Source organism: Desulforamulus reducens MI-1 (genome assembly GCF_000016165.1).
In the GTDB taxonomy this organism is placed as follows: Bacteria; Bacillota; Desulfotomaculia; order Desulfotomaculales; family Desulfotomaculaceae; genus Desulfotomaculum; species Desulfotomaculum reducens.
This window is the reverse complement of sequence record NC_009253.1, coordinates 631,693-658,588: the sequence shown is the minus strand read 5'-3', so window position 1 is coordinate 658,588 and position 26,896 is coordinate 631,693. Positions and strand designations below refer to the sequence as shown.

Genomic DNA, 26,896 nt, shown 5'->3' with positions numbered 1-26,896 from the left:
AAAACCTGCTCGCATATAGAAAATACTTGTTTTGCCTTGTTCTAATTCGTTTTTTCACTATACCAAATATCAGGTAACTTACTTTTCCTTTGTCGTTTAATTTACATTTCTCCGTATTTTTCCAAAATCCTTCATGGTATTAAAATTTTTTTATACTTTTCTAACAAATTTTTAATTAAATATTTACTAATTTATTAGCAGATTGTGAAGTAAGGTTTATTTTAAAGTGCAGAAAAAATAGGGGGACAGAAGCTACACCAGCTTCCATCCCCCTATTTTTGCACCAAGCACCACTCTATTTTAGAAAGGAAAGGTCCTTTAAACCCATCAGTACACTATGTATCTCCCTAAAAATTTGGTTAAATTCAACATCCTTTTTAATATTGATATCCCAATAATGAACTGCCCAAATGGATGTAATCTTCTGCTCACCTTTATTACTTACGATTAATTGCCAGCGTATTGAAGGAATATTATCATGGCTCATGTACTTTGCAAAAACCCGATTTAATTCTTGGTTTAACTTATCAATGTTTTCGTCTGCCTCAAAACTATATTTGATCTGGAGCTCTACCAGAAAGTCGGTATCCAATTCATCGGATGGTACACTGGCACTGCTTTCATCGAATACAGGGCGGTTGTTTCCATACACTGTTTGTGCGGTAAGCACGCTATCCCAATGAAAATCAATCTCTGCCCTTACTGTATAAGGCTCATCACTTTCTTCTGGTGTACATAGAAAGCTGAATTCCCTGTCACAGGTAATGGTATTCATCATACTCTTTACGTTATATGCCTTAAGCCCTGCTTCTTTAGCGGACCTTATAAGAGCGTGGGAAAGTACTTCATATGTAATCATATTATCCTCCTTAAACAATAGCCCTTTTATCTCATACGGTATTAATCATACTTGAATTAGCAGATTTTGTATACAGGTAATTCAATGACTGGATTTCTTCTATTCCTGATTTTTCTAGTGTTCAGTTGTTATCTAGCATTTCCAAAATGGCTAGGTCTACTACCTCTTTTCTTTCTTTTATATTTTTTTGGTATAACTTGCTTGGCTTTCTTATATTCCAGTGATAGAAATAACAAAACCCCCAATAATTGATTGAGGGCCAACGGATATGCAAGGCTATAAACTTTTTACTTAGTATAATTTTTTTGCTATTTTAACATGACAAGCTTCTTCTGTTTTCAACATTTTATTAACACGTTCTCCACAGCTTTATCCACATTTTGTGGATTATGTTTTCTTTTTGGGCCAATGAGCCCGGGCATATTTCCCAGTAGAATTGCATCCACTTGATATTCACTTGTAAGCGTTCCGCTAAATCCTCGCACTGCTGTTTAACAGTTGCTTCCAGAGCATTGCTTACCATTTCCAGATTATCCACTTTACCTGCAAATCAAATGGGTTTAACAGCTTCAATGATCGTACCCTGCAGTTTTACATTAATTTTAAAGGTGGGCTGCCCCTCCGCCAGGTAGTCATGGACAGAACGACTGTTAGCCCCCTCAAAAGGTAATTTGATGCCTTTTCCCATCCATGTCTGTAACATTGAATGGAATATCCCCATAGGCTTGGTTCCCCCGAAGCCAGGTTAACACTCTCATATCCTTAGGGTTAAGGATATCCACCATTTTATACTTTTTAAATAGTGCCACTCCTGCGATCCTAATTTGTTCTTATCGTGCACTTGAATAACCGGCAGGAATCAGGGATATGAAGGCCAACCCCAAGTAACCCAAATAGGTGCTTAATTGGATAGCCTGTTCCATATTATGTGGGAGCATGCTAATGATTAAGATAGTACTAAAAAGGATGCATGTTATAAGATTTGTTGAATTTACATTAAAAATCTGTTGCAGTTGGCTAATAATTTGTCTATTAATAACATCAATATTGACAATACCATTAATATAGACTAACGTGGCTGGAATTGTTCCAATTGTAATTTTCCTTCGCATGATATCGGTGCTACCGCCAAGCCCTCGATAAATAGTCTCCACATCTATTTCTATATCCCCGGTCAGAAAAATATTCTTTTTAACAGATGAAATATACGCTGATTGGTTTTTGTTTTTACCACGCTTTAACTTGCCAAATATATCCTTTAGGGACATTTATTTTCACCAACCTTCAAGATATTTTTCCACAAATAGAAGTTTTTATTATTTTTTTGCTTTACCATTTTTGTACACATGGACAAGGAAGGAATACTCCTAAAAGGAAGCAAAAAAAACTGCCCCTAGGCAGAGAATGTTTTTGAATTGAAGAAAAACCAATTTTGCTATTAAATGTGCTTATACTCCAAATCCTTTTTCTTTCAGTTTTTCCCAATCACCTACTATAATGGAACCATTCCTGGCACTTTTTATAATTCCTTATGACATTACATTATCATAGACGAGTAATAGAAATTGTTAACCCAACTACAATCCTGACAAATAATGAAGAATCATTTATTCTTTTATACCTCACACTATTTTAGAAAAAATAAGCTGACCTTTTACTAGGCCAGCCATTTATCAATTATCCAATTATATGTGATACATCTGCTGCGTGGTATGAACTCCTAACCAGGGGATCGGAGGCAACATATTTAAAGCCCATTTCATAGGCCACGTCTTTATATTTTTTAAACAATTCCGGGTGAATATATTCAATTACTGGGTGATGCTTGGCCGAGGGAGCCAAGTATTGTCCAATTGTCAGTAAGTCACAGTCAACAGCCCGTAAATCCTGTAATACGGCAATAACCTCTTCCTCCTGCTCGCCTAAACCAACCATGATACCGGATTTAGTAAAGATACCTGGATCCAGTTCTTTGGAATTTTTCAGTAACTCCAAGGATCGGGCATAGCTGGCCTTGGGACGAACCGTTGCATATAATCTGGGTACCGTTTCGATATTATGATTTAAGATATGAGGTTTAGCCCTAATAACAGTGTCCAATGCCTCACGATCACCCTGGAAATCTGGAATCAGCACTTCCACAATAACTTCGGTGGGCCTTAACTTTTCAATAACCTTGGCAAAGTGCCCGGCACCACCATCCGGCAGGTCATCTCTGGTTACAGAAGTTATTACGACATGCTTCAGTCCCAGTTCCTTTACTGCCTGAGCCACATTGGATGGTTCCTCGGCATCTACGGCTTGGGTTAAACCCTTGGTAACATTACAGAAGGTACAATTACGGGTACATACACTGCCCAAAATCATAAAAGTGGCTGTCTTTCGACCGAAGCATTCAATGAGGTTGGGACAATTGGCTTCCTCACACACGGTGTGTAAAGAAAGTCTTTTTAACATGTCTTTAACCTCGTGTGATTTTTCTGCCCCTTGCAGTTTTATCTTTAGCCAATCGGGTTTTCGTTTATTCATGTTACTCTCTCCCTACTATTTCGTTTAATTTTTTATCATCAATAATCTCGGGTTCGAAATCAAAAACCCTGCTAAAGTAGGTAATAACCTGTTTGTAGACCTTCTCCATATCCTGGGGTTGTCCAAAAATTTTCTGCAGCGAGGTGACGCCACGATCGGTAATACCACAGGGATTAATTAAATTAAAATGACTTAAGTTTGTATTAACATTAAAGGCAAAACCGTGCATGGTAACCCATCTTTTAACAGCACAGCCAATGGCGGTTATTTTTTCATTACCAAGCCATACGCCGTGATATTTACTTTCCCGGCTGGCTGTTAAATCATATTCTTCCTTTAATAATTGAATAAAGGTTTCTTCAATTTTGTGGACATATTCTCGGATGCTTTTGCCATGTCCATTCAGATCTACAATGGGGTAGCCCACAATCTGACCGGGGCCATGATAGGTTACATCACCACCCCGGTTACTTTTAAAAATATTAACTCCTTGCCTTTTTAACTCTACTTCAGGCACAAGGATATTATATCGGTTTTCCCGTGTTCCTAAGGTTAATGTAGGTGGATGTTGCAGCAGGAGCATAATGTCTTCTACTTTGTTCTGTTGGCGTAAAAGCAGTAGTTTTTCTTGCATTGTTAATGCATCTTGATAGTCTATTTCACCCAATTTTGCTACGAATAGTTTCATAATTATACACTCCTTAACATCCACCTACATTTTTAGCCGTGAATACTTAAACCGTGCACATTCTCGGCTGCTTCCATGATTGCTTCTGCCAGGGTAGGATGTGCATGGATGGTAGATGCCAATTCTTTAGCTGTCAGCTTATTTTTTACGGCCAGGGTTGCTTCGGCAATCAAATCAGAGGCATGGGGCCCTATGATATGAACACCCAAAATCACATCGGTTTCTTTATGGGTAACAATCTTAACAAAACCTTCGCCTTCCCCTATACTAAGGGCTTTACCATTAGCCATGAAATTAAATTTGCCGGTTTTTACAGGTATTTCTTGATCCTTTGCCTGCTGCTCAGTCATACCTACGGAACCTATTTCAGGGCTGGTAAAAATACAGCTGGGAACGGCACTATAATTCATGGTGGATTCAATACCCATAATGTTCTCCGCTGCCACAATACCCTGGGCGGAAGCTACATGGGCCAACTGATACTTACTAATTACATCACCAATGGCATAGAAGCCCTTGATGTTGGTTTGCATTTGGTCATTAACTAAAATCTGACCTCTTTCGCCGCACTCAATACCAGCCTCTGCTAAGCCTAGATTTTTGGTATTAAGGATACGACCAATGGAGATCAGTGCTTTTTCAGCTTTGATGATGTCGCCGTTTTCTAACTCAGCTTGAATACCATTGTCTACCTCTTCAATTTTCTTAATGGTGACATTGGTTTTTATATTAAACTTTTTCTTCTTGAAGATAGTCTGCATCCGGCGTGAAATATCTTTATCTTGCAGGGATAAAATGCTGGGTGCTGCTTCTACCATGGTAATCTCTGTCCCCATACTACCATAAATATGGGCAAATTCACAACCAATTACACCAGCACCAATAATCAGCAGACTTCTAGGAATTTCCGTCAATTGCAAGGCCTCTTCACTGGTAATAATGGTGTTTCCGTTGTACCCCAGTGCTTTAATAAGGGCAGGGCTGGAGCCAGTGGCAATGACAATATTTTCACACTGCAATTTCTGGGTTTCACCATTATTCTCAACTTCCACCACACCCGGCGCTTTTATTTTAGCGGTTCCGTTAAATAATTCTACTTTGTTCTTATTAAATAGGAAATTAATACCGCCCACTAGCTTCTCAACCACTTCAGACTTTCTGGCCTGGACCTTGCTAAAATTAATCATCGGCTGGCCAACTTCAATACCAAAGGCAGCGGCTTCTTCCACCGCTTTCAATTTATCAACCGCAGCAATCAGTGATTTGGTAGGAATGCAGCCTCTATTTAAACAGGTCCCCCCCAGCCTATCCTTTTCCACTACCGCAACCTTGCCGCCCAGTTGGGCTATTCTAATGGCAGCTACATAACCACCAGGACCACCGCCGATAACCACAGCTTTATAAGTCATGTTTATAACCTCCCTTAAAATTGGATTGTCTTAGCTAATTTTATTAAAAATCTAGATTAAATTAATGGGGGGCTGGTAGCCCCCCATTTATTAGTTACTTTTCTTCTACTTCATCACCTGCCGCGACGCACAGAGCCTTGTCGCCTTGGTAAGGACGTGTGCCTTCAATAACAGTAGTTTTCTTAGCACCCATAGGTGCTGCACCGGGCATCCGAAAGGTTGTTAAATCCACAGGCTCAATGGCAGTTTCCACCGGACGTTCTACTTGGGGTACCCACTCGTAGGGTACACGGTAAGCACGATATACCATGTTAGTGGGTAAGTGTACACCTTTATAGGGACTGATGTATTCCCAAACAACTTCATAGTCTGGGGTTACTTCAAAGATACGACCGTCAGAGCCTTCGGTAATTAGGGTGTTACCGTTAGGCAAACGCTGGGCACTGCTGATATAAGGGCTGTAGAAACGTTCAGAGTCAGTTGGCATAACGAAACCAGCTTCAGCAGGGGTATACTGCCATACAATCTTCAGGGTAGTGGGGTCAATTTCCAGTACCCGAGAGTAGTCCCGACGGGCATTCTTTGCTCCAGTAGGGGAAGCAGGGTTAGGCACACCATAACCAGCCCAGCCACCATTGTCAAAGATTAAAATGTTTCCTTCACCAGGCAGACCTTTGGGAATCATGTGGGCATGGTGTTGACCAATGATCCAGCCAATTTTCTTAAGTTCTTCACTGGTATCATAGTTTGGACCTAATTTCCAAACAATTTTGCCGGTTTTCTTGTCAATAATACAAATAATGTTGGTTTCCCGACCATCAATAATAATGTTGTCAGGATGAAAGCGCTCATCACCTGCATCATAAAACTTGTTGGGACCCAGGACGGACATGGAGTTTACGTGCATCCAGTCACCCATACCACCACCGGAAGTTCTCATATTGGGGTCACGGGATAAGATGTTTTTAGCGGCTTCGTCAAAGCCAAACTCGTCAAAGTGCTCATTGCAAGCCCATTCCCAAACAATGTTACCTTCCCAATCTACTTCAATAATAACATCATCCAGCAGTAATTTATCAGAAATCTTAGGGTTTTTAACATTTTTATGGACAAGTATCAGTGTGTTGCCCTTATCGGTTTGGGGTTCCATACCAGGAACATAGTAACCTACAGGGTTACCTTCACGCTGGTAATCGTGGTGTTGTCTAGCCATCCACTGGGGTTCTTCACCGGGATCTTCGATAAATTCGTACTGGTTAAATTTCCAGGCAATGTTGCCTTCCCAATCAACCTGTACTAAGTCAGTCTGGTCCTGCATACCGAAGTTGTTGTTTCTATCCCCAAGGTGACCCATTACATAGCCACCGGGCAGGATTTTGTTAGGAAAGCCGTGCAGTCCCTCCCACAGGTTTACTTCGCTGCCATTCATATCAATCAGCAAAGCACCTACTTCTCTGGCTTGGAAGATAGTATAACCACTCCAGGCTTTCTTGGGATTGTAAATGGTAACTCCAGTTGGGTATACCGTTGGATAACTCATGTTATTGCCTCTATTCGCTATTTTCTCTATTTAAATGCTTGTTATGCCTTTTCAATTTCCACAAAGACTTGATGGCTTCTGGCTGCTGTGCGATAAGGTAACAGTGCTTCCGTAGCCATGGACTCGACGCCTTTAAAACGCTCGTCCTTGCACTCTTTAGGCTTAAATAATTTAACTAGGTAAGGGTTTTTCATGCTTCCTGTGGCTTCAGCAATTAATTTTGCTGTGGCCCCTATTTCCTTAGTGGTTAGGTAGCTAATATCTCCATCTTGGCGAACCACGGGGGCAACGGTGGTCTGGAATTTGTACTCTGGAAATTTAGTTACCAAAGCGATGGATTTTTCAATCTCAGCTAGGTCTACATCCTTGCCCACAAGCTGGCCGTACAATTCTTTGGGCCCTAGGACATTCATGATCACTACATCCGCCAGATTTTCAGTCAGGATTTGCTCCAGAATAGCACTGTTTAAACCGTTGGTATCCAGCTGCAATTTCATATTATTGGTATTTTTAATGTAACGTAAAACCTCAATAAATTCTGCAGCATATGCGGGGTTACCACCGGAAACATGGATGCCGTCTACCCATTCTTTGTGCAGGGTCCCTACACTAAAGAAACCATCCAGCTTCATACCAGAATAGATGTAGGCCACTGAGGCACCAATACCTTGGCGAATCACCTCACCATCATGTAATAGAGGGAATTCAACACCGTCCGGGCCACGAAAAATAGCTTTCCGGTTGGCGGCATAAAATTTTTGAAAGGCTTCCTTACCTTCTGCTTTCATGTCCTGTTCTATAAAGTCAATGCCACGTTCCTTCATAACTTGTTTAACGATTTTGCAACGGGTGCAGCCAGTGGCTGAGTAGATGGTGTAACTCATAATGCCATCTCCTTCCATTCTAATAAGATTATTCGACAAATATTTCAGGGGTCTGACCCCCCTCTACTTGATTTGATTCAGGTATTCTTCCTTAGACAACAGTTCTTTAACTTCATCAAGATTGCTGGGCTTAACTATAATCATCCAGCCAGAACCATAGGGGTCTTCATTGACATTTTGGGGTGCTTCTTCTAATTCACTGTTCACTTCTACAATTTCACCGCTCACTGGCATGTAGAGAGCAGAAACGGTTTTAGCGGATTCAGCCTGACCGAATTCGTCACCTTTGCTAAAAGTCTCACCTTCATTGGGCAGTTCTACGAAGATAATGTTACCCAGGCTATCCTGAGCGAAGTCGGTTATACCTACCTTTACTAGATCACCTTCAACTTTGGCCCAGGTGTGCTCATGGAAATAGTGAATACCGTTGAGGAAAGTTAATTCAGTAATGGGTTTTGTCATTCTCAGCATTCCTTTCTTACGCTTATACTAGACAAATGTCCTTGGGAAAGTTTTCACGGTTCATTATCTAAAGATTATCATAATCAAATTTGGCAAATCAGTAGTGCGCACTACTTATAATACAAAAAACAATCATACAATTGACAAACATCTTTAATTAGGTTAACTTGTTTAGCTATAAAGGTTATGTTAAGCTATCTCTTATTAAATGAAATTTTCTTGACAAAGGTGTTTTTTTTGACCGCGAGCTCGACCGGAATTGTGATAATTATCTTTAATACAATCATGCCCCTTGGTCTGCTTACCGATAAACAAACAAGAATTGTGTCGAAACAACAATTCATTGTGGGATTAATTTTAATTATTAGTAAGCATGGCTAAGCTTTTTCACTTGTTATTGTTCTAACAAATAGAAATAACCATGTCGGTAGTCTGAATTACAATCTTGATATGACAAAAAAACCCGGGTTTTTCACCGGGTAATGATACAAATATAAATTGCTTATCTTATAGATCATCCATATTAAGCTTCTCTGCCAGGATGGTTAATAATGTTTTGCGCCAACGGGGTAAAGCTTCTTTAGGAATCTCTAATTGAGTAGCAATTTCATGATTTTTCATTCGCCTTCCCCAAAACTTCAACTTAACAAACTCTCTCTTTACCTCATTGGTACAAAATACCTCAAGGGCTGTTTCGATGGCTTGAATATGGGCAATACGCTCAAAGCTGGGATACTTTAAAGCCTTCTTTTTTAATTCAGGGTACATGATCAATTCCGTTTCCAAAAGCCTTAGTAAAGCTTGCCTGTGCTGGTTTCTTTTTTTCATTTGGTAACCTCGGTAGCCTATTTAATTTTAGCGTCTAAAGAAAACTTGGCTTACGCTAAGCCTTTAGATGACAGCGTAAGCCTTAGTTGCCCTTATGCAAATCGAAAGTTCTATACTTTCTGATTTGCTAAAAAAAGGGACTTGATAGACAAGTCCCTATAAACGGAGGCTGTTTCAGAGGACGGGGTCTAATCGTCTTCGAACAAATTCCTCCAGTATAATTTAGCATAAAAATAGTTATGTTGTAAATATTTGTCGAATAAAAATTTATATTATTTTACCCTGTTAATTTCAAAATTTTTAATATTCCTTCCTCTGGGAGTTATTTCAATTTGAATCTTTCGATAGCCCCTTGTAGTGAATTTGAGATGTCTGCTAACTCTTCTGCCGATATAGCAACTTGTTGAACAGTGAAATATGTCTTAGTCCATTAAATTCTTTTTCAATGATCCTTAGTACAACATCAACCAGTTGGGGGTCGAACTGAATACCAGCACATCTCTTGAGTTCTTCTAGAATAATGGATTTTTCTAAAGCTCGCCTATAGGGACGATCATTACTCATGGCATCATAAGCATCGGCAATGGCAAGAATACGGCATTCCAGGGGAATCTCCTCCCCCTTTAATCCCAGCGGATAGCCCTTCCCATTCCACCATTCATGATGCTTCAAAATCCAATCTGCAATGGGCATCAATTCCGAGGCAGATTGGGCTATTCGATAGCCGATTTCACTGTGCCTCTCCATTTCCTTTTGCTCATCCTTTGTCAGGGGCCCGGGTTTAAAAAGAATGCGATCCGGTATACCTACCTTTCCTATATCATGAAATTGTGCAGTAATCGAAGGCCATAAATGTTACTTGGGGTTAGACCCATTTTCTTTCCTACTTTTTTGATAAGTACTTCTATCCTCTCGCCGTGTCCCTCGGTAATAAAGTCTCGTGCCTCCAGGGCTTTCATTAGTGCGCTAACAATAGAGCTCCGGGAACTTAAATTCCTATGCAGTTTTTCCCGGTACATATTGTTATCTGCCTCTGTAAAAAGTTGACTCATGGTTTTATGTCTATTCTCCCGTATAGCATAGCCTATCGAGAGGCTTAAAGGCGGTAAATCCTGGTTTTGCTGATTAAAGTCCTTTATATTCTTCTTGATATCCTGGCAATATTTGACCAGAACATCCCTTGAACATTGGGTTATCAATACCGCAAACTCATCGCCGCCAATTCTTGCCAAATTATAGTTATGGCCAAAGGATTTTCTCCTTATTAACGCCGGTCATTTCCTGAATGGCTTGATTCCAAGCAATTACTTTTTTTCTTGGTTTACGATAAAAGTAGCATCTGGCAAAAATTCTATAATCTCTGCCAACTGACGGTTAGCCGTAGCCAGTTGGTCCTTGCTTTTTTGCAACTCAATAAACTGCTGCCGCAATTCTTCTTCGGTGGCCAGTATCTGCTCGTTTGAGGCAATTAATTCCTCATTGGCAGCGGTTAACTCTTCATTGGATTGTCGAAGGGCCAGTTCTGTTTTTCGACGATGACTAATGTCCCGGATAGAGCTGAGGATTAAAATATTTCCATCGTGCAAAATTCTTTTGGCACTTACCTCCACCGGAAATACACTGCGGTCCTTGCGCCTGTGGATTGTATCAAATAGCGTACCTTTTTCAAGGGCCTGTCTCATTTGGATGGCAACTTGCCCAATGGTTCCTGGTTCCCGCAGATCATAAATACTAAGAGTAAGTAGTTCTTTCAGGCTGTATCCATAGGCTTTCACAGCAGCATAATTGGCTCCATAATGTTTCCGTGTTTTCCTACTATCAGTAAAATATCCCTACTTTCTGTATTAAAGAATCCCCCGTTTCTTTAAAGAGTCAATTTTCTTCACCCCTCAAGAATTCCTTATGCACATATTCTACATATATAATAAAAAACATTTGAAATAGGACAAAAGTAAGGTAAATGTAATTAATTGTAACAAATTTCAAACTATTTCCCCTTTTGTTTTTTTCCCTATTTTTAAATTTTATCGATTATAGTTAAACATATTTCTGAAGCTAATCTCCTTTATTTATTCTATCGATAAAATTACAAATTTGTTTATGCTTCCAGATTAAAAAAACTTTGTTTTGTATTTTATAACGAAACATTTATTTACACGGAAATAATTAAATCGAATTATCTGAATAGTTGCAGGACTTTTTATCTGCTATAAAGAATAAAAATGGCATTGGGGGTGGCATTGATGAGTGAAATTAATTGGGATGAACTTGTAAGCCTAATCGATTGTGTAAAAAAGACATTAGGTTCTGATAGTGCAATTTCTCTAACAGACTTAGAGAAATTCCATTATTACTCTCCCGGTGTCCAGTTAAACCATTACGTTAATCCAGGAGACCTAATTAAGCCTGGCAGTACAACCCATCAGGTTATACAAAACAGAAACAGAATTAGCACTAAGATAACAGATATATCCATTTACGGTGTAGCTTATTTAGCAAGGTGTGCTCCCTTATATAGCAAAGAGGGCAACTTAATTGGCACAGTGGGTATCTTTCAGCCTACCACAATGCAAGACACTCTCTTTGAGGGCGCCAATAAATTGGATCAAACATTGAACACGATTGGAGAAACTACCACTGGATTATCCGCTGCCTCTGAACAACTGGCTGCCACTGCTACAAATCTCTCTGGACAAGCAGACTCAATCAATGCAAACGTACAGAAAACCGATATGGTTTTAAACCTTATTAAAGACGTGGCTTCCCAAACCCATCTCCTTGGTCTTAATGCTGCCATCGAAGCAGCCCGGGCCGGTGATCAAGGTCGAGGTTTCAATGTTGTAGCAGAAGAAATACGGAAACTTGCTGGTAGAACCACAGGGTCTGTTAAAGAAATAACAGATATCCTTTCTCAGATACAAATCTCTATAAATGATCTTGGTGAACAAATTCATCAATTAGCCGCCGTTACAGAAGAACAGACCGCATCTGCACAAGAAATTTCTGCATCAGTCAATGATATTGTTTTTATGTCCAGTAAATTAAAAAAACTAGCCGAAGAAATCTGCAATTAGCCCTCAGTTTAACTGAGGGTTTTATTTATCACTGCATACCTTGACCAAACGTTCTCCCTCTGTAAAAATTTATATGATCAGTGTACATACATTAAGTGTTATGATAATATGGATTCACAATATAAAATGAAGGTAGGACAAGAGTGATGGAACCAAACGCTTCATTAAAAAAGTATACCTTGTTGGTGGCCTGCGGAGCATCCTTTTTAACCCCATTCACTGGCAGTGCTATTAACCTAGCTATCCCTTCCATTGGTAAAGAATTTGGTAGCAGTGCCCTTTTGCTGGGCTGGGTGGCCACCAGTTATCTGTTAGCCTCTGCGGCTTTCCTGGTTCCCTTTGGTAGACTGGCAGACATTGTGGGCAGAAAAAAGATATTTATATTGGGTATTAGCCTTTTTGGTCTCTTTTCCGGATTATGCGGTTTTGCCTGGTCCATTGAGTCGTTAATTGCCTTCCGGGTTCTTCAGGGAATAGGCAGCGCTATGATTTTTGGGACCAGCATGGCTATCTTGACCTCAGTCTTTCCACCCCAGGAGCGAGGTAAAGTACTGGGTATTTCCGTGGCTACGGTATACACTGGCCTTTCCCTAGGGCCGGTGTTGGGCGGCATTATGAACCACAACTTAGGTTGGCCATCCATTTTTTATTTTACCGCTGTCATCGCCCTAGCAGTTTTCTTGTTCACGGTGTGGAAATTAGAAGGTGAATGGGCCGGTGCCCGGGGTGAAAAATTTGATTTAATGGGCTCTATTCTCTACTCCGTAGGACTGGTATCCTTCATGTATGGTATTTCATCCGTTGACTCTTCAGTCTGGGCCAAATATATCCTGCTGGTTGGTCTGGTAGTATTAATTGCCTTTGTCAAATATGAAATGAAGGTTAAACAACCTGTGTTAAATCTTAGCCTATTCAGTAAAAATTTAACCTTTGCCTTTTCAAACTTGGCAGCCCTTATAAACTATAGTGCTACCTTTGCCCTGGGCTTTTTACTGTCGATGTACTTGCAGGTGGTACTAGGTTATAATTCTCAAACGGCCGGGCTAATACTACTTTCACAACCTGTGATTATGGCGATCTTATCACCCTTTGCCGGAACTCTTTCCGATCGGGTTGACCCCAGACTTGTATCTTCCTGGGGTATGTCCATTACCACATTGGGGTTATTTATTTTTTGTTTTCTCAGTAAAACCACACCCATCTGGTTATTGATTTTAAACCTAGGACTGTTAGGTATTGGCTTTGCCCTCTTCTCATCACCCAATACCAACTCCGTAATGGGATCGGTGGAAAAAAGATTTTACGGCGTGGCGTCTTCCACCCTGGGCACCATGCGACTTACAGGCCAAACCATCAGCATGGCCATTGTGACTTTACTGTTAACCATTTATGTGGGTAATGTCAAATTAAGTGAAACCTCTGCGGACATGCTAATAAAAGGTACTAAAATAGCATTTATAGTATTTACCATTATGTGTTTTGGGGGGATCTTTGCCTCCCTGGCCAGGGGGAGTGTGAAAACGAATGCACAGCGATATGATCAAAAATAAAGACAACAAAGATCTTTTCGATATTGAAAATAGCTTAGGCTTCCTAATATCGAAAACCCATCAGTACTTTTCCTTATCCTTTAAAGAAAAACTAAATCCCTTTAACCTAACTCCCCCCCAGTTTGGTGCTCTGTCCTTTCTGTGGCGACAGGATGGAATTAGCCAAGTGCAATTAGGCACGTTAATGGGTAAAGACAGAACCACCATTGGAGGCATTATTGACCGCCTGGAAAAAGAAAGCCTAGTGACCCGGCAAAGTGATCCAGGGGATCGTCGCACTAACTTAGTTTATTTAACTGCCATGGGCGCTGGGTTAAAGGACACCCTGGAGCAACGTGCCGTCCAGGTCAATTCAGAGGTTACGGAAGCATTGACAGACGACGAACGGGACCAACTCCGGGTACTCTTAAGAAAGATTATAAGCAACTGCCGGTATGAATTTAGTTCAGAATAATCTTTAATCCTATAAGTTGGGCATTATAAAACACTGACCTAAGAAATGGCTAGGTCAGCGTTTTATATCTTATCCCTGGATATCTTCAATGCCTCGGCCAGTTTACGAAGATTTTTTTCATCAGGCCCAAGTCTTTTCTACTACCAATAACCATCCAAAATGTAAGTATCTATTTTAATATCTAGAAGGGTCCAAACCCCATGGGACTAATCATTATTTTTTCTTAATCTGTTCATATTTTTGAAACCATTCTGGAAAAACCTTTTTAAATTGAACAGGCTTGAAGTCACCTTTCCTTACAATTATGTGCGTTGTTGTTCCCTCTACACATACTTCCCCTTGACCATTTACAATGTTATAACCATAGACAGTCTTCAAGCCATTATTCCCTGCAACCCATGTTTTTACAATGGGCTTATCACCATAGCGAATAGGTTTCTTATAGGTAACTTCCAGTTGATATACCGGTGCATAATAGCCTGCTTCTTCCATCTCCAGGTAATGATATCCGATATCTTCTATAAGCTGTGTTCTACCTAATTCAAACCATTTTAAATAGTTCGCATGATAGATTACTCCCATCATGTCTGTATCAGCATAGGAAAGTTGAATTTCTTTATTCGAAATATACAGGTCATTCATATAATCATTCACTCCTCGAAATAGTTGCCACAATGGTAAAAATCAACTTAAATAAGAGTATAGACTGCAAAACCTTTATTCAAAATTATTATATTAAAATTAAAGTTCCATGGCTTATTTTCCTGCTGCTGAATAAATGTTTAATGTGATACATATCATACAGTGTCCGCTTACATAGATTCTAAAGTTAATAGTTATAAAAAATATCTAAAACAAGGAAGGATAAAGGATTTAATTGTCTAACTATTCTAACAATTGAGAGTAAAGGGGGGTTATTTATGTATAAAATTATCGATGGTCATATACATTTATATCCAGAAAAATTAACTCGAGCAATCTTAGGTTGGTTTGAAAAAAACGAAGGTTGGGAAATGCCTTACAAATGGAGTGCAGACAAACATATCGAACATTTGCATGGTATAGGGGTTACGGAATTTATCGTACTGGCCTATGCCCATAAGGCTGGTATCAGCAAGGAATTGAATGAATGGCTGGCAGCCTTGGTGCATCAATACCCAGAGATCAAGCCCTATGCCTGTGTCCACCAGGAAGATATGAATAAAAGGGATATGCTCAAGGAATTTTTAGACAAAGAAAACTTTTACGGTGTAAAAATACAATGTTTTGTACAAAGGGTATCTGCGGCCGACGAAAGGTTTAAAGAAGTGTTAGAATTACTTGCTGAGCGGGAAAAAGGGTTAGTGCTCCATGCCAGCTCCATGCCGGCTAGCTCACCCTATGTCACACCGGAGGACGTCGCATTTTTATTAAGGGAGTATCCCAGTGTTAGGATTATGGTAGCCCATTTGGGCTTACCGGAATATCATACCGAATATCTTAGATTGCTGGATAAATTTGAAAATTTGTACCTAGACACAGCCTATATATTTGGCAACCAGCGGCACGATTTATTATTCGGACATAATAGTAATAATAAAAGTAACCTGTTAAGAGAAACATTAAATAATTATTCAGATAGAATTGTATATGGCAGTGACTTTCCCGTTATGGATTACCCTCCAGAAAAGGCCATTGAGCACATTCGTTCCCTTGGACTTGGCGAGGTAAAGGAAGAAAAAATCTTTTACGCCAATGCAAAAAAATTTATGGCAATCTAACCCTGCAGTGGCGGCAAACCGCTGGCATCTCTGAGTTATGATTGACTATACCTTTTTATTTCTTCCATATATTATGAAAGGCCTAGTTGCCACTATTTTCCGAAATGTTAAAATTCCTCTGGAAGTACCAGCAACTGGGCCAATCTTTTATTCCTCCACAACTATTGTTTTGCCGATTAACGCATCTATATAGGACCAGCCAACTGAAATATACGGCATATATACCAAATATGGGGCGGGTCCCTTTTGCTCGTGCCATTCGGGCCAGATGTAAGCCAACTGCAGCGGGTTATTTTTTAAATATTCCTGTTTGGCCGCTTCTGCTGCCACAACCCTTTGTGCATCGGGCAAGGTCACAGAGGGGTCCATAGCTTGCAGGCTAAACTGCACCACCTTACCATTTGTCTGATCGATTACCACTGAATAATTACTGTCCCGCACTGGTATGCCCTGATGCAACGGGTAAAATTGAAAGCTAATTCTAGCATCTGGCATTTCTTCTTTGGTTAACTTACTTTTATCCACCCAGTCAGGAGCCATTTCTGAATAGGACGGATATACCACGATTTGAACTTCTGTCTGACCTTTCTGAAGATACTTCTGTATAAATTGCTGCGCCCTAAGCCGGGCATCTACCAAAGAGATTTTTACTTCCTTACCTTGGGAAGAATCGTCTTGAACATATACACTTTCTACTTCACCAGTTCCCTCTACGGTACATAAGTTTACATATTTCTGATCTTGATCATTGTCACTCCCCCAAGAGTAAGACACATTCTTTTCTCCAACAAAGTGGGATTCACTTTCGTGAACATGATGAAAATTCATACCGTTCATAATTATACCCAATTCAGACAGTAGTTTTAACCCCTCTGCCTGGTTACGGACAACCAAGATTCTTTTTCTGGGTATCCGTTAGCTCTGCCGTCTGAGAACTTTCCCGTACTAAAGAGGCCTGTCCAATTCTATCACCAAGTACTGACGGGGAGTGGTTTTCTGCTGCCACTGCAGACATCCGCGATTTTAAACAAACTGCCCTGCAGTTAATTGAGGCATGTAAAATATTAAGTATCATATCCCCACTCTTGGCAGATCATGTTCTTCGTGAAGCAGAAATGGCACTGATGGACTTGAAAATTATTCAAGCCAAAATTAAACCTTGCTAAAAAATTAGAAAAAAGGGTTGTGCCAAGCAAACCCTTTTTTCTATACTAAAATTTAACTTTTTATAAAATCCTATATCTTTGGGGCTTCTAATATTTTCTTAAATTCATCAAACTCCAAACCATATAAGGCATCTAGGAAATTCCCTGCAAAGGTGCCAGGTCCCTGGCTAATGAGAGCAGCCTTTTGAGCCGCAGCCCCATAAAAGGCTAAAGCTGACAAAACACCAAGACATTTATCCTCTGTCACAGACATAAATGCACCCGCTAAAGAAGATAGAGCACAACCCGTTCCAGTAACTAACTGTAAATAGGCATGACCTGTTTTATTTGTAAAGGTTTTGGCACCGTCAGACAGGTAGTCCACCTCACCCGTAGACACTACTAAGGTGCGGGTTGTATTTGCGAACTCCGCGAGATGCTTAACACTTATTTGATTACTTAAACTGTCAACCCCCTTGGTTTGGCCAGTAATACCCGCCAAAAAGTTAATCTCCCCATGATTCCCTCTGATAAGATCTAACTTAATTTTATCTAAGATCTCAGCAGCCACAGCATTTCGGTAGGATGTGGCCCCAATGCCCACCGGATCAAAGACCACTGGTTTTTGTTCCTGGTTAGCACTTTTACCTGCTTTTATAAAGTATTCAACCTGTCTGGGGTGTAATGTCCCCATATTCAGAACTAAGACATCAACAATTTTGGCTAAGTCATCCGCTTCTTGCCACCCTTCGGACATCAGCGGCGATGCTCCCACGGCTAAAAGTACATTGGCCGTAAAATTGGTTACCACTGTATTTGTTATGTTACATACCAGGGGTTTTTTGATCCTAACCTCTTGCCGAATATCCCATAACCTTTGAACCTCTTGCATCCATATCACCTCATAAATTAATTCATCTTTAAAAACTGCTTAACCCTTTCCCCGGGCTCACTGGCCCCAAGAATTGCAGAAATAATGGCCAACCCATCAGCGCCAGAATTTACCACTTCGGACGCATTATCAAGACTTATTCCCCCAATGGCAACCAGCTTTGCCTTTGGAAAATCGCCTTTTAACTGCCGAATAACCTCTATGCCTAAGGGTGGCTTTGCATCTTTCTTGGTGGCAGTGGGAAACACCGGACCCACACCCACATAATCTGCTCCCTGTTGAATAGCTTCTCTACCTTCCTCATAAGAAGTTGCAGATACTCCGATAATTCTATCAGCCATCAACCCTTTAGCCACCGTAAAAGGCAGATCACTCTGACCGAGATGTACACCGTCAGCCTGCACAGCCAGAGCAATATCCAGACGATCATTAATAATGAATGGTACCTGATATTTAAGAGCCAGTTCTTTTAGTTTCTCTGCTTCTTTTAGCATTTCCCTGGAGGACTTTTCCTTAGCTCGGTACTGCAGCATTGTTACCCCTGCTTTAAGGCACTCCTCAATAACAGCCAATATACCTCTTTGATTTAAATAAAAATCATCGGTTATCAAATATAGACCATAGTCAATATCCTTCATTAGACTCCCCCTTAATCATAGTAAATTAAAAACAATAAAAACCTCTCCCGCCATGAGGGAAGAGGTTAAATAAAAACGATTGCTGCACCTCTCCCTCCGCTGGCTTAACCCAGATCAGGTTCAAGGGTCCTCCTCTTCAACGTGAGGAAATCTCAGCCAGACTCATCCGGCACCCCTGAGGTTTTATAACTTTTTAGTTTTGGAAAGACAACACAATTCCTATCTTCTGTGTATATATCATTTGTAATGTTCTCTACCCGTCTTTTATATCCTTCTTTGTTAAAATAGTTTGGTTACAAAAACAAAAAATGTTACGCACAAGTATGGTTGTTAATCTAAAAGACCTGGTAGTTTTCTTTCAAAAACCAAACATGTTTTACCCGTTGCTCTCAACACTTCCAGAGAAGGAGGATATTTTGATTTTATACCGTACAGTTTACAGCCATTTGGAAATCTACGATCCCAGGTTATATAAAAATGCTTGCACTTGGGGCAGCTCGGTGTTTGATTGCTCATGGGTTTTTCTCCTTATCTAAGCCTTAGTACCCATATATGTTCGGCAATATCCTACAAAAACCTCTAGAAAATAAGGTCGAACATAAAAATAGCCACGACTTAATGCCAAGTCATGGCTATTTACTGTACGGCTTACTATTCCACCATCTACTCTTTATTATCATCATCAAATTCTTCTTCAAACTTATGACCTGCGTACTGATTATACTTATTAGTGATGAAAAAGATTGCTATAAATAATGCCAAAAATGTGAATATACCAGATACTGCGCTTTTCCCGCCATAAACTGCTGATGCAACCACTAAGACTGCAATTATTATAAGCAGATTCTTTACCGATTGCTTATTTCCACGCTGACTGTAAATGCTTATCTTCATCATATGCATTCTTATAAACTGATATGCCGGGAAAAATATCATAATTACATATTCTGTTATACATTCTTGCAACGTCATTTTATATACTAGAGTTTTTACTAAAAAAGACACTACTACGCCTATAAAAACTACTAATGCCATTTCACTCCTTATTTTATTTTTTGCCTGTTCAATTCTTTCATCTTTCATTACTATTCCTCCCAAAAAATCTCGTCTAATGTTTTACCCAACGCTTTGCATATAGCGATACATAACTGCAATGATGGATTAAATTTCCCCGCTTCAATCATTCCGATTGTCTGTCGTGTAACGCCGACTGCTTCTGCCAATTGCTCTTGGGACATATCCAAGATAGCCCTAGCCGATTTCATTTTAAGATTTTTCAAATCCCGCCCCCCTTACATGACATATTGTAAATAAAAAATTGCAATATGTAAATTATATTTTACATTTTGCAAAACTAAAAGAATACTCTTTAGTCCATTAGATACGTCCATGTTCCACCACTATGTACTCGTCCGCTTGGATTAGCTATTTGAATAAAAAAACATCAAAATAGCAGCCCCAAATTTAGCTGTCATTTTGACGTTTTTTAAGCCAAATACTATGCTATTTTTACATCTTATTGGCATACCAAACCCCTGCCAAATGCCGTACCAATTTCATTGTCATTTGAATTTTGAACCTCAAATGGAACCCGTTAGCTTAAGCTTTTATGGTTTTTTTGGTGCCTATTAATCACCCCTTAATGTTAAATTCATGGAATACTTCCTTACCTCTGCCGGGCTGTTCCATGGTGAAACTACGTTCCCAGAATTGAACATGACCCTTGCGGTCCACCATTAAAACTGTGGAGGACCTAGTGCCATAACATGGGCTTACGATAAAAATCCGAGAGAGTAACCGTTCCCATTCCAGGCTTACACCGGTCTGTGGCAACTCACAATCCTCTGGCTGCTCCTGATCTGCCATTATTTTAAACAACTGATCCTTTTTTATTTCCTGCCCCTGCAAACAGTCTGCCAGGGCCTTCTTCCCTTTGCTTACCTTTGGCCAGGGTTCATTGAGGAAACCATTGCTAAGACCATAAATACCATTAGCTATTTTACGAATAACCTTTTCCCGGTTGGAGTAGTAGTAGATGGCTTGGGTTGTGCCAACCAACAGATTAAAGCCGTTATACTCTGCTCCCCCATTAGGTAGATTTTTCAAATAGTATTCAGGGGAAACATCGCTGTTCAGGTATTTATGAACCAGATATCCGCGTGAGGGTGCTTGGGGGTTGTTATGAACAGGGTCCCGGTAATTAGTCAGTGCGGCGAAACAACCTGTGGTGGTAAGACCCATCCAGGTACCCCCTTGCTCCAGATCCCTGCCAGCCAAGATAGTGGGATTATCCCGCCAAAAAGCTGCCGGCAAGCTAGGGCGCTTGTAAAACTCATCCCTGTTGGCAGCAACAATAAGCTGATAGCGGGGATGATAATTATAAGCAAAAAATATCAGACACATAACTTCCTCCTTATTTCTCATCAGATACCCAAAACACTGCTAAATTTCACTATCCGCGATAACGAAACACCCCGTCTGGTGGTTCGTCATTTTGGTACACATTTAGATTCAATAATAAGTCAACTTTTTCGTAAGGATTTTGCAAGATTGTCCTGTTACTATAAACATAGTTCAAAGACAATGGTTTTACAAGTGCTCTGGATAAATCGGTCTTTGAAGAAACTCTTACAAAGAGTAAAAAACAGAAAAAATAAATTAATTAACGAAAGAAGGAATCTTACTATGAAAAAATTTGTATGCTCTGTTTGCGGCTATATTCACGAAGGAAATGAAGCACCGGAAAGTTGCCCCCTCTGTAAAGCTTCCCAAGATAAGTTCAATGAGAAACAAGAAGGCAACCTGCAGTGGGCTGATGAACACAAAATAGGGGTTGCCCAAGGTATTGATCCTGAAGTTGTTGAAGGTTTAAAAGCAAATTTTATTGGAGAATGCACAGAAGTAGGTATGTATCTAGCAATGAGCCGCCAAGCAGATCGGGAAGGTTTCCCCGAAATTGCTGAGGCCTACAAAAGGATTGCCTTTGAAGAAGCAGAACACGCAGCTAAATTTGCAGAGTTACTGGGTGAAGTTGTCCATGCAGATACCAAAAAGAATCTTGAATTAAGGGTTGCCGCTGAGTTTGGTGCCTGTCAAGGCAAGAAAGATATTGCAACCAAAGCAAAGCAATTAAATTACGATGCTATTCATGATACCGTTCATGAAATGTGCAAAGATGAAGCCAGACACGGCCAAGTTTTTAAAGGCTTGCTGGATCGTTATTTTAAATAAATGGATATATCACATATTAAATTGTAGAAAAATAGCGGGCATAAAACGCCTGCTATTTTTCTACGGGGTCCGCCAGCTCCAATACACAGAAATTAAAAAACCAGCAAGGTTAACCCCGCTGGATTATCACCAAATCCTATAACTTTTACTTCATACATTTACTGCTGGCTGGACAGACGTTGCCCAGGGAGGATTGGAAAAATACCCCATTCCCCAGGTATGGAGTACTAATTTTATTTGTCGATTATACCACCGAAGGTATTCAGGGTCTCGTTGGCTTGCTTTAAGGTGGGTATGTCCGCAAACCAGTACATCACACTGATTCTCAGTTAGAAATTGGGACAAGACCTCTTCTGGGGTGTTTACAAAAAGGTATTCGTTCAACTGCCTGGGACTGCCATGTACCAACAAAAATCTTAGTGCACCAGCGGTGAATTCCAAACGCTGGGGTAATTGCCGGAGCCATGCTTTGTTTTCCTCAGAGGTGTGTTCTTTCGTCCAAAGGAGGGAGTGTTCTCCTATTCTCATGGCCTGTTCATCTTTGTAGTCACAACCACAGACAAACCGCATATTACCAATGCATCATCATAATTTTCAGCCATAGTCACGGCAGAACCTCTGAAGGACCTGGGCACTGCAGTAATTTACTTTTCTTCTTCAATCATCTTTTTAATATCTGCTTTATTTGGCAGTCGGCCAGAGATTTTTACTTTGCCATTTATCACCAGTCCAGGAGTCAGCATCACACCGTACTGTACAATTTGCGCAATGTCTTCTACCTTCTCCACATTGGCCGGTACGTTTATTTCTGCCACCACTTCCCTAACCAATTTGTCAAGTTCCTTGCACTTCTGGCAACCTGTTCCAAGCACTTTGATATCCATCGAGTATTCCTCCTTTAAGTTTATTATTTCTACATCAATTATTTATATAATCACTTTATAATATAATAACATTATATTTTTATTCTTAGCAATAATTTTCTCTAATCATATAAAATTGTCACAAGTAGTAACAAAAGATCAAAAGCATGTATAATAACAAAAATACTAATTTAAGAGGAGTATCTTATTCATGAAAATCAGAGAAGCCCACATTAATGATGCGCCGGCTATTTCAAAAGTAACTGTTGATACCTGGAAAACCGCTTATCGTGGAATTATTTCTGATGAATATTTAAATAATCTATCCTATGAGGAACGAGAAAAAGGTTGGAGGGAATTTCCCTTTCACAATTCATTTATTTACGTTGCTGAAAATGAAACGCAAAATATTATTGGTTTTGCTGCTGCTGGTCCTGAAAGAACGTCAAATCCTGTTTATAGCGGAGAACTCTATGCAATTTATATTTATAAAGACCAGCAAAATAAAGGAATCGGAAGTTCCCTCATTCGTTCGGTAATGAAAAGATTTGAACAATTAGGTATATATTCAGTTTTAGTTTGGGTCTTATCCGAAAGCCCCTATAGAAGGTTTTATGAACGCAATGGAGGCTATAAAATAGACTCTAAACTACTTGAAATGGATGGCTTCAAGAGTGAAGTAACCGCCTATGGTTGGCTAGATATTAGAGCCAAATTCTAAACGACTTCTTTTTCAAGGATAGTAGTACCTTTGTAAAACGACCCAATGGTGAGCACATACAGATTTATCCTAAGAAAGCTGATAAAGTGATGCCAGCACTATTCCGTTTAATGGGAAAAAGGCAATTTTCTCATTATTTGCTTTAGACAAATTCCACCCTAAACCGTCTCTATAAAAAGCTAATGATTTTTGAAAATCCTCAACACCCACATCCAACACTTGACCATTTATTACCACGGTATCACTATCCAGCCATTTTATATTCGCATGATCTTCCTTATAGTTCCAATAGATATTGTTTGATACTTTACTATCGTTATCAAGCCCTCTCTATCTTCAGGCGAGATTATAATAAAATTATCACAGTAATAAATTTCTAGAGATTGGGCTAAATGAATAAATGTTATTCATATTGTTTTGCGTTAACCAATTACAATTTTCTAACATTTGTGGTAATATTAGGTTCATTAGTTGCCTAAAAACCAATAGAAAAGGAGAATAACCTGATGTCTAGAATGATCGCTTATTGCGGGCTTGTCTGCTCTAACTACCCCTCGTTTTTGGCTACTAAAAACGATGATGACACCGCCAGGGAAAAACCGCGGTCTTTTTAGCTGAAAAGTTTGGGCTAGTTCTGAAATCCGAAGACATCAATTGTGACGGATGTCTTACCGTAGGAGGAAGGTTGCTTGACTTTTGCCAGTCTTGCAAAATCAAACAGTGCTGTAGTAACAAGGGTTTAGAAAACTGTGCAGTTTGCAATGAACAGCCTTGTGAAAAACTCATAAAATTTCACAATTTTTTACCGGATGCTAAGGCTTCCTTTGAGGCGTTGAAAAAGAGGTGATAACATGCAGCTTAAGAAAATCAGGCAGGAACAGGGATTAAGCGTCCGCAAACTATCGGAAATATCTGGCGTACCCGTCAGAACCTTGGAAGATATTGAAAGGCGTGGAGATTGTAGGGTCTCCACTGCCTTGAAATTAGCAGTTGCACTAAGTGTCAGCATGGATAAACTTTGTAAACCGGGAGATTAATATAGTCTCCCTGTTTTAGTGTTTAATTAACTTCTGGATCTGGTTAATCGTGCCCTCGCTTTCAAAGCTACCTTTGCTACCAGTAATACAGCAGAGGATTAACATTAGCCACGGGCAACAATATAATCAATATGTTTAAGAAAAGAGCCTTAGAAGGACTCAACAACCATTATGCGTTAATAAATCTTGCAAATTCTGAATTTTCTCTTCATGTTGATGAATTCTCTCATGTATATTTTCCGGATCACTTCCAACTTGTGACTCTTTAGCAGTTCCTACATAAGAGTCTAGGTCTTCTCTCAATCTCTTTATTGCTTCCATATGTTTTGCAATTTGTTTTTTTGTTTTAATACAAATATCATCACTCATATGAAGCCCCCCTCTCTCCCATCAAACTTCGGCAAGAAAGGATGCTAAACCTTCACATAAATTCCGACACTATCCTACGCTGGTTTTACTAACAAACCTCATATCCCTCAGTTTATAATACAGAACCAGTGCTCTATCTAACCTTTCACTTGTATTAACAACCTCTGGGTCTACAAGATGTTTATTTCTAGCTAAACAATTAAGCTCATACCGCAAAAACTCAATCTTTTTTAATAACTTCTCAATTTCCGACAACCCAGACACTTCTTTCCATAAAATTATAGGTATATATACCTACAAATCCTGGAAATTCGTCATGTGTTATGATTATCCTTCATAAAAATTCCGACATATATCGATAATCTCTGCCGTTCCTACCTCGATAAACTCTTCCTCCACAGAATCCGTATCAGCCTCTATGCCGAACCAGGTGCCAACGGCCATACCGACATCAGCTTAACCGAGTCTAAATATTTTCTAGGCTATTGGTACTTTACTTCATTGGTTTGCGTAATATATTTAAATAATTCCGAAGGAGGCCACTATCATCAAATAATCGGCCAAACAACATACGAACATAGCCATTACCATGTTTATAAACCGTCTCCATTAATTAATATTGTTTGTGACGTAAGCACACCCAACCCCAAAAGGACTGTTTTGGTATTTACCGCCCCTGACGGAAAAACAGTTAATCCTAGTGGGATTTTTGCCCCTTTTTACTTTACATATCAACTTCCGATACCAAAAGAGCTTCCTGTTCCAAACGAATTTTATCTTTTAACATGACTTTGATTACGGGCCAAAAGGTTTTATATTCCACTTTATCCAACAGCTTTTCCAACTGCCTTGCATAGTTATTTTCTAGCTCATCACAGTAACCCTTATACTTTAATAGTGTACTCTCATCCATAAAAAGAGGCTTTATTGTTGGAATTACTTTTCTTAAGGTCTCAAATATTCTAAACCCGCCCAAGTCAATATCGCCCCAATGATAAAAAGAAACATTCGGCTTTAATTGGTAAAGATTGACCAAGAAATCTCTCTTTTGGGGACCAGGAAACCCCCCCAGGTATATTAAAAGGGTGCTATCAACCATCCCATTGTTTACCAGGTAGTGGAAATTGGCCTTGTTTTCAATAGTAATTACCTTTGCAGCCTTCACAGAGCCTATTTTCATTTTGGAAAAATATTTTGTATCAACTACACCACCGAAGGGAGAATTGGCATAATCTATTTTTTTATCTTTATAAAGTAAAGTTATTGCACCGCAGACCAATACTTCCTCAGAGTTTTTTTCGATGCCCAGTTCCTGAATGACCTCGTCCTCTAGCAGCTCTGAGTTGTTCAGCAGGTACTGAACAGCAATGCGTGTTAAACGTCCTTTTACTTTCCTTTGAAAAACCTTACTATGTCCCAGGTATTTTAAACTGAAAACCCGCTCCAAAAGAACGGTATCCCTTTTATCTTCCAGCCCCAGGAAACTTTTCAATAATAATTCCCTTTCTTCTTTTTCCGCCGGCAAGAGCAACGGGAAGTCTTTTTTATCCTGCATTTCTTTTAAGCAATCAATAAGGAAATTCTTTACCCACTCCTGAGTAATTTGGGGCAAAAGGTTTTCTAATTCCCCAACTACTTCCTTTATTTTGTCTTTTCTCGGTTGCCGTCCAATAACACGATAGGCTGTATCGACCTGCTCCAGGTTAAGCCAGACGGAATCTAGCAAATTTCCCTTTTCAAAGGGCAACCATTTATAAGCTACAATACCTTGCCCGGCCAAATCCTCCACAACCTGGTGAATTGCTTTCTTCAGGTGGGGCGCCTCACTTTTCCAGTACCAAGGGAAGTTCTTGGCATTAAAGGATAAGGCTATCTTTCTGTTAACTTTAGCTTTGCCCTGATAATGTAGGCTTTTTTCATATTTATCCAGTAAGGTATTTAATATATGTTCCCGAAATTCCAT

35 protein-coding genes, 2 pseudogenes and 1 riboswitch are annotated in these 26,896 nt (G+C 39.7%); of the genes and pseudogenes, 9 read left to right on the top strand and 28 right to left on the bottom strand.

All coding sequences use genetic code 11. From position 1 onward, the window contains the following. Positions 1 to 295: 295 nt before the first annotated feature. The 14 genes and pseudogenes from DRED_RS03320 to DRED_RS03270 form a co-directional block, all read right to left on the bottom strand. Positions 296 to 859 carry a hypothetical protein gene (locus DRED_RS03320; RefSeq protein WP_011876989.1) on the bottom strand — a complete coding sequence of 188 codons (564 nt, stop codon included), beginning with the start codon at positions 857 to 859 and terminating at the stop codon, positions 296 to 298. A gap of 550 nt (positions 860 to 1,409) precedes the next feature. Next, positions 1,410 to 1,562 carry a hypothetical protein gene (locus DRED_RS18545; RefSeq protein ID WP_198006971.1) on the bottom strand — a complete coding sequence of 51 codons (153 nt, stop codon included), beginning with the start codon at positions 1,560 to 1,562 and terminating at the stop codon, positions 1,410 to 1,412. Then, the gene (locus DRED_RS19720; RefSeq protein WP_420794777.1) at positions 1,519 to 1,617 is read right to left on the bottom strand and encodes a hypothetical protein; all 99 of its coding nucleotides are present in this window, start codon (positions 1,615 to 1,617) and stop codon (positions 1,519 to 1,521) included. Before DRED_RS19720 ends, DRED_RS18545 begins: the two co-directional genes overlap by 44 nt. Positions 1,618 to 1,689: 72 nt before the next feature. Further along, on the bottom strand, positions 1,690 to 2,127 hold the full coding sequence (locus DRED_RS03315; RefSeq protein WP_011876988.1) for a spore germination protein: 438 nt from the start codon (positions 2,125 to 2,127) through the stop codon (positions 1,690 to 1,692). Positions 2,128 to 2,536: 409 nt separating this feature from the next. Continuing rightward, entirely contained in the window at positions 2,537 to 3,388 is an 852-nt protein-coding gene (lipA, locus tag DRED_RS03310) for a lipoyl synthase (RefSeq protein ID WP_011876987.1), read from the bottom strand. A 1-nt stretch (position 3,389) separates the two neighbouring features. Continuing rightward, positions 3,390 to 4,076 carry a lipoyl(octanoyl) transferase LipB gene (gene lipB, locus DRED_RS03305; RefSeq protein ID WP_011876986.1) on the bottom strand — a complete coding sequence of 229 codons (687 nt, stop codon included), beginning with the start codon at positions 4,074 to 4,076 and terminating at the stop codon, positions 3,390 to 3,392. Between the two features lie 32 nt (positions 4,077 to 4,108). Next, complete coding sequence (gene lpdA, locus DRED_RS03300; protein ID WP_011876985.1) at positions 4,109 to 5,485, bottom strand: dihydrolipoyl dehydrogenase; 1,377 nt, start codon at positions 5,483 to 5,485, stop codon at positions 4,109 to 4,111. A 94-nt stretch (positions 5,486 to 5,579) separates the two neighbouring features. Further along, positions 5,580 to 7,025 carry an aryl-sulfate sulfotransferase gene (locus tag DRED_RS03295; protein ID WP_011876984.1) on the bottom strand — a complete coding sequence of 482 codons (1,446 nt, stop codon included), beginning with the start codon at positions 7,023 to 7,025 and terminating at the stop codon, positions 5,580 to 5,582. A gap of 41 nt (positions 7,026 to 7,066) precedes the next feature. After that, the gene (locus tag DRED_RS03290; protein ID WP_011876983.1) at positions 7,067 to 7,909 is read right to left on the bottom strand and encodes a thioredoxin domain-containing protein; all 843 of its coding nucleotides are present in this window, start codon (positions 7,907 to 7,909) and stop codon (positions 7,067 to 7,069) included. A 63-nt stretch (positions 7,910 to 7,972) separates the two neighbouring features. Next, positions 7,973 to 8,371, bottom strand: coding sequence for a glycine cleavage system protein GcvH (gcvH, locus tag DRED_RS03285; protein ID WP_011876982.1), 399 nt, complete (start codon positions 8,369 to 8,371; stop codon positions 7,973 to 7,975). A 507-nt stretch (positions 8,372 to 8,878) separates the two neighbouring features. Next, on the bottom strand, positions 8,879 to 9,199 hold the full coding sequence (locus DRED_RS03280) for a hypothetical protein (protein ID WP_011876981.1): 321 nt from the start codon (positions 9,197 to 9,199) through the stop codon (positions 8,879 to 8,881). Positions 9,200 to 9,574: 375 nt separating this feature from the next. Continuing rightward, positions 9,575 to 9,991 (bottom strand): HD-GYP domain-containing protein, encoded by a 417-nt coding sequence (locus tag DRED_RS17760; protein WP_238442603.1) that lies wholly within the window; start codon positions 9,989 to 9,991, stop codon positions 9,575 to 9,577. A 23-nt stretch (positions 9,992 to 10,014) separates the two neighbouring features. Then, positions 10,015 to 10,431 carry a diguanylate cyclase domain-containing protein gene (locus DRED_RS17755; RefSeq protein ID WP_049755842.1) on the bottom strand — a complete coding sequence of 139 codons (417 nt, stop codon included), beginning with the start codon at positions 10,429 to 10,431 and terminating at the stop codon, positions 10,015 to 10,017. 72 nt (positions 10,432 to 10,503) lie between these two features. Further along, positions 10,504 to 10,977, bottom strand: a pseudogene (locus DRED_RS03270) (PAS domain S-box protein); the annotation flags it as partial. Between the two features lie 465 nt (positions 10,978 to 11,442). Here DRED_RS03270 and DRED_RS19495 point away from each other — a divergent pair. The 3 genes from DRED_RS19495 to DRED_RS03255 all read left to right on the top strand — a co-directional run bounded on the left by DRED_RS19495 (position 11,443) and on the right by DRED_RS03255 (position 14,277). Beyond that, positions 11,443 to 12,273 carry a methyl-accepting chemotaxis protein gene (locus DRED_RS19495; protein WP_011876979.1) on the top strand — a complete coding sequence of 277 codons (831 nt, stop codon included), beginning with the start codon at positions 11,443 to 11,445 and terminating at the stop codon, positions 12,271 to 12,273. A gap of 146 nt (positions 12,274 to 12,419) precedes the next feature. Next, positions 12,420 to 13,823 carry an MFS transporter gene (locus DRED_RS03260; protein ID WP_011876978.1) on the top strand — a complete coding sequence of 468 codons (1,404 nt, stop codon included), beginning with the start codon at positions 12,420 to 12,422 and terminating at the stop codon, positions 13,821 to 13,823. Continuing rightward, positions 13,798 to 14,277: a MarR family winged helix-turn-helix transcriptional regulator gene (locus DRED_RS03255; RefSeq protein WP_011876977.1), complete on the top strand. Its 480-nt coding sequence runs from the start codon at positions 13,798 to 13,800 to the stop codon at positions 14,275 to 14,277. Before DRED_RS03260 ends, DRED_RS03255 begins: the two co-directional genes overlap by 26 nt. A gap of 213 nt (positions 14,278 to 14,490) precedes the next feature. On the opposite strand, the gene DRED_RS03250 is transcribed toward DRED_RS03255, so the two are convergent. Beyond that, the gene (locus tag DRED_RS03250) at positions 14,491 to 14,919 is read right to left on the bottom strand and encodes an acyl-CoA thioesterase (RefSeq protein ID WP_011876976.1); all 429 of its coding nucleotides are present in this window, start codon (positions 14,917 to 14,919) and stop codon (positions 14,491 to 14,493) included. Positions 14,920 to 15,197: 278 nt separating this feature from the next. On the opposite strand from DRED_RS03250, the gene DRED_RS03245 reads away from it, so the two are divergent. Then, a complete protein-coding gene (locus DRED_RS03245) occupies positions 15,198 to 16,037 on the top strand; it encodes an amidohydrolase family protein (protein WP_011876975.1) in 840 nt (279 codons plus the stop codon). A gap of 147 nt (positions 16,038 to 16,184) precedes the next feature. Here the strand turns inward: DRED_RS03245 and DRED_RS03240 are convergent, their stop codons facing one another. Continuing rightward, positions 16,185 to 16,931 (bottom strand): YcdB/YcdC domain-containing protein, encoded by a 747-nt coding sequence (locus DRED_RS03240; protein ID WP_041274420.1) that lies wholly within the window; start codon positions 16,929 to 16,931, stop codon positions 16,185 to 16,187. Further along, positions 16,918 to 17,112 carry a hypothetical protein gene (locus tag DRED_RS19190; RefSeq protein WP_041274419.1) on the bottom strand — a complete coding sequence of 65 codons (195 nt, stop codon included), beginning with the start codon at positions 17,110 to 17,112 and terminating at the stop codon, positions 16,918 to 16,920. The genes DRED_RS03240 and DRED_RS19190 overlap by 14 nt, the downstream gene beginning before the upstream one ends. Here DRED_RS19190 and DRED_RS18145 point away from each other — a divergent pair. Further along, complete coding sequence (locus DRED_RS18145) at positions 17,051 to 17,203, top strand: DUF2935 domain-containing protein (protein WP_420794776.1); 153 nt, start codon at positions 17,051 to 17,053, stop codon at positions 17,201 to 17,203. The two genes, DRED_RS19190 and DRED_RS18145, sit on opposite strands and share 62 nt — an antisense overlap. Positions 17,204 to 17,273: 70 nt before the next feature. Here DRED_RS18145 and thiM read toward each other — a convergent pair whose 3' ends face one another. From thiM to DRED_RS03205, 5 genes are all read right to left on the bottom strand, one after another. Next, positions 17,274 to 18,074, bottom strand: coding sequence for a hydroxyethylthiazole kinase (thiM, locus tag DRED_RS03230; RefSeq protein ID WP_011876973.1), 801 nt, complete (start codon positions 18,072 to 18,074; stop codon positions 17,274 to 17,276). Positions 18,075 to 18,091: 17 nt separating this feature from the next. Continuing rightward, positions 18,092 to 18,712: a thiamine phosphate synthase gene (gene thiE, locus DRED_RS03225; RefSeq protein ID WP_011876972.1), complete on the bottom strand. Its 621-nt coding sequence runs from the start codon at positions 18,710 to 18,712 to the stop codon at positions 18,092 to 18,094. 74 nt (positions 18,713 to 18,786) lie between these two features. Beyond that, a riboswitch (TPP riboswitch) is annotated at positions 18,787 to 18,899 on the bottom strand. A gap of 476 nt (positions 18,900 to 19,375) precedes the next feature. Continuing rightward, entirely contained in the window at positions 19,376 to 19,795 is a 420-nt protein-coding gene (locus DRED_RS03215) for a DUF6773 family protein (RefSeq protein ID WP_041274418.1), read from the bottom strand. A gap of 2 nt (positions 19,796 to 19,797) precedes the next feature. Further along, positions 19,798 to 19,992, bottom strand: a complete 195-nt coding sequence (locus DRED_RS03210) for a helix-turn-helix transcriptional regulator (protein ID WP_011876969.1) — start codon at positions 19,990 to 19,992, stop codon at positions 19,798 to 19,800. Between the two features lie 352 nt (positions 19,993 to 20,344). Beyond that, the gene (locus DRED_RS03205; RefSeq protein ID WP_041274417.1) at positions 20,345 to 21,115 is read right to left on the bottom strand and encodes an NRDE family protein; all 771 of its coding nucleotides are present in this window, start codon (positions 21,113 to 21,115) and stop codon (positions 20,345 to 20,347) included. Between the two features lie 282 nt (positions 21,116 to 21,397). Here DRED_RS03205 and DRED_RS03200 point away from each other — a divergent pair, with 282 nt between their 5' ends. Then, positions 21,398 to 21,943: an NADH peroxidase gene (locus DRED_RS03200; RefSeq protein ID WP_011876967.1), complete on the top strand. Its 546-nt coding sequence runs from the start codon at positions 21,398 to 21,400 to the stop codon at positions 21,941 to 21,943. A 150-nt stretch (positions 21,944 to 22,093) separates the two neighbouring features. Here the strand turns inward: DRED_RS03200 and DRED_RS03195 are convergent, their stop codons facing one another. Both DRED_RS03195 and DRED_RS03190 read right to left on the bottom strand, forming a co-directional pair. Then, positions 22,094 to 22,513: a metallophosphoesterase family protein gene (locus tag DRED_RS03195; protein WP_011876966.1), complete on the bottom strand. Its 420-nt coding sequence runs from the start codon at positions 22,511 to 22,513 to the stop codon at positions 22,094 to 22,096. 74 nt (positions 22,514 to 22,587) lie between these two features. Then, on the bottom strand, positions 22,588 to 22,827 hold the full coding sequence (locus tag DRED_RS03190; protein WP_011876965.1) for a thioredoxin family protein: 240 nt from the start codon (positions 22,825 to 22,827) through the stop codon (positions 22,588 to 22,590). A gap of 190 nt (positions 22,828 to 23,017) precedes the next feature. On the opposite strand from DRED_RS03190, the gene DRED_RS03185 reads away from it, so the two are divergent. Further along, positions 23,018 to 23,527: a GNAT family N-acetyltransferase gene (locus DRED_RS03185; protein WP_011876964.1), complete on the top strand. Its 510-nt coding sequence runs from the start codon at positions 23,018 to 23,020 to the stop codon at positions 23,525 to 23,527. Between the two features lie 69 nt (positions 23,528 to 23,596). On the opposite strand, the pseudogene DRED_RS19815 reads toward DRED_RS03185, so the two are convergent. Further along, positions 23,597 to 23,833 (bottom strand): annotated as a pseudogene (locus DRED_RS19815) (DUF5412 family protein); the annotation flags it as partial. A gap of 379 nt (positions 23,834 to 24,212) precedes the next feature. On the opposite strand from DRED_RS19815, the gene DRED_RS19180 reads away from it, so the two are divergent. Beyond that, the gene (locus DRED_RS19180) at positions 24,213 to 24,374 is read left to right on the top strand and encodes a DUF3795 domain-containing protein (protein ID WP_238442575.1); all 162 of its coding nucleotides are present in this window, start codon (positions 24,213 to 24,215) and stop codon (positions 24,372 to 24,374) included. Between the two features lie 4 nt (positions 24,375 to 24,378). Beyond that, positions 24,379 to 24,564, top strand: a complete 186-nt coding sequence (locus DRED_RS03175; RefSeq protein ID WP_041274416.1) for a helix-turn-helix domain-containing protein — start codon at positions 24,379 to 24,381, stop codon at positions 24,562 to 24,564. Positions 24,565 to 24,723: 159 nt separating this feature from the next. On the opposite strand, the gene DRED_RS03170 is transcribed toward DRED_RS03175, so the two are convergent. From DRED_RS03170 to DRED_RS17750, 3 genes are all read right to left on the bottom strand, one after another. Continuing rightward, positions 24,724 to 24,933 (bottom strand): hypothetical protein, encoded by a 210-nt coding sequence (locus tag DRED_RS03170; protein ID WP_041274415.1) that lies wholly within the window; start codon positions 24,931 to 24,933, stop codon positions 24,724 to 24,726. A gap of 69 nt (positions 24,934 to 25,002) precedes the next feature. Further along, the gene (locus tag DRED_RS03165) at positions 25,003 to 25,197 is read right to left on the bottom strand and encodes an aspartyl-phosphate phosphatase Spo0E family protein (RefSeq protein ID WP_238442574.1); all 195 of its coding nucleotides are present in this window, start codon (positions 25,195 to 25,197) and stop codon (positions 25,003 to 25,005) included. 460 nt (positions 25,198 to 25,657) lie between these two features. After that, positions 25,658 to 26,896: a DUF2220 domain-containing protein gene (locus DRED_RS17750; RefSeq protein ID WP_011876963.1), complete on the bottom strand. Its 1,239-nt coding sequence runs from the start codon at positions 26,894 to 26,896 to the stop codon at positions 25,658 to 25,660.